Annotated in this window: 3 protein-coding genes; 1 reads left to right on the forward strand and 2 read right to left on the reverse strand. The window is 37.1% G+C overall.

Annotated features, from left to right (window positions below):
• Window positions 1-137: 137 nt before the first annotated feature.
• Together AAFM34_RS20825 and AAFM34_RS20830 are read right to left on the reverse strand one after the other, a co-directional pair.
• Window positions 138-386, reverse strand: a complete 249-nt coding sequence (locus tag AAFM34_RS20825) for a hypothetical protein (protein ID WP_341666183.1) — start codon at window positions 384-386, stop codon at window positions 138-140.
• Between the two features lie 16 nt (window positions 387-402).
• Window positions 403-720 (reverse strand): hypothetical protein, encoded by a 318-nt coding sequence (locus tag AAFM34_RS20830; protein WP_341666179.1) that lies wholly within the window; start codon window positions 718-720, stop codon window positions 403-405.
• Between the two features lie 282 nt (window positions 721-1002).
• Between AAFM34_RS20830 and AAFM34_RS20835 the strand changes: the two genes are divergently transcribed.
• Complete coding sequence (locus AAFM34_RS20835) at window positions 1003-2094, forward strand: hypothetical protein (RefSeq protein WP_341666181.1); 1092 nt, start codon at window positions 1003-1005, stop codon at window positions 2092-2094.
• Window positions 2095-2189: the final 95 nt, after the last annotated feature.

Genomic DNA, 2189 nt, shown 5'->3' on the forward strand with positions numbered 1-2189 from the left:
ATGGTTCGTTCGGAATGGAAACGATACCAAGGAAGAGAAACACGGGGGAAAATAGCGGGGTCAAAATTCGTGCGAATTTAGACGCTGCTGATTCGTGACAAAATAGGGATATTATGGTATTAGGATACTCGACTAGATCACTTCTTTCGCAAAGTAAGTTCGTCTTTCATGGACATTAAAGGTGTATATAGCCTGTGATATGCGTCCCCAACAGCCCCTACGAATTGTGTTACTTTAGGTGGGTTGGAGCCAATCGAAAGAATATGGTCTTTCGCAATACCAGGGTAAGGATCAATAAAAACAATTTCTTGTATTCCTAGTTGATAGGCTTTCTTAGCACAAAGTTCACATGGGCTAGCTGTAGTAAATAGCTTCCCGTCTTTGATGCCCGCTCCTCCATACTTAGTTAATTGTAAAAAAGCATTTACTTGTTGTTAGAATGATGGAGCTAATTAAATCACTGATTTTTATTACAAAAAACCTAGGAAAGTGTTTGTCTGCATAAGTTTTGGCGATATTGTACCTCTTTTGACTAAGAGGGGATAATTGAAATCCATTATCGTGTTTTAAGTCTTCAATTAAAGGGAACTTATCTTGTTCATTGCGGAGCAACGTTGAAGCTGTTGTACAACCACTGCCAGTCCTGCCTGTTAGGCCGAGTATTATAAAATTGCTTCTTTGCTCTACTAAGATATCAAATGGATTATCAGGTCCATCCATAATCACTCTCTTACCATACTGACTGTTATGCTTATTGTTTTATATGTTAGTTTAAGAGACAGATCTGCGCACAACTTTTCATCGACTCTCGTGGGCCATTTTTGTTTTATTGCAGCCCCTTCTTTATGGTTTTTTATCAAATCATCAAAAAAACACATTAGTGACGAAAATCAAAAAAGTCATAATTAACAATGTATTTGTATGTTTTTTTATTGGTTGAAGAACTGAAATGGTTTATTTTGAATCATGTGAACCAATTTGGTTCATTTATTGGAGGGAAAAATGAATAAAAAACTAACACTAAAAGATCGGATTCTTACTCTACTGTCTGGCGTTCCCCCAATGCCAGTTCTTACAAATGATGAATTAGACGAGCAGCCGAAAGGTATTACTATTCGATTTAGACCTGAGGTTAGAAAGTTTCTCGATCACCAGAGCCAGTATATAGGGTGTTCAATTCAGGATTTAGTATCAATGTCAATGACATCCATAATGAAAGCGTCTGAGAAACCATTGGCTTCAACACTAGACATTGCTTGTACTCGTTTTCGTCAACTATTTGAGCTGCATGGTGTAGGCGCTTTTGATATTCCCGAAGTTTTTGGAGATGGTAAGCTAAATAGATCAAGCCTTTTAGATGATCGACAGCTTTTAGACTCTTTATCGGATGACATGCTAAAAGATGCATGCGACAAATTTAATGTTCAATTAGATTGGCTTAAAGGATATACGGATAGCCCCATTCCCTACTCAGGTCATTATTGTTTCTATAAGAATATTGGTTATGTTGCCCATCAGTTGGCTCGATACACATTAAAAGGCGATAACCCAAGAGTATTATTCATAATCAAGCTAGATAATGGAGCATATCTTGGAAAAACGATGGCTGACGCAGCTAAAGATGATTCTAGTAATAATGAGATACCCATAGGGGTTGTTATAGAGAGAAATGTAATATTTGGCGATAGAAGTGTTCGTGTTTATGATGTGCTTAAGTCTGAACGCTGGAACTATAAAAAATGCAGACTTCATTTGAAGTCGCTTATGTTATTTTGTCAAAAATCAGGTATTGCTTTCAGCGGTGTTAGGCTCTCATCACATGACTTTACTCAGCTATTTTACGGAGAAAGACTTCCTATAGATATCTTAAAACAGGTCAACCATATTTGGCACCCAGATGCTTTATTATGGGATAATAGAGAAAGAAACCCTGAATTTGATGAATTATCTACCGTTTATGAATGCTACCGAAAAGATGGCTATGAGGCTTCGACAAAATATCTTGATTTGCATGAAAGAGCTATAAAGTCCCCATGGGAGCTAAAAAATAGAGATGCGTACATTGACGGTTCACTCTGTGAAGAATTACTTTAAATCAATAAAGTGCCAATGTTGCAATTAAGCAAAATAACGTGAAGGGCCTTAGTGGGCCCTTTGTCTGTTACTTCTATAGCTCATAATGTACTCGT

The sequence above is a fragment of the Vibrio sp. genome (assembly GCF_038138445.1).
Classification (GTDB): domain Bacteria; phylum Pseudomonadota; class Gammaproteobacteria; order Enterobacterales; family Vibrionaceae; genus Vibrio.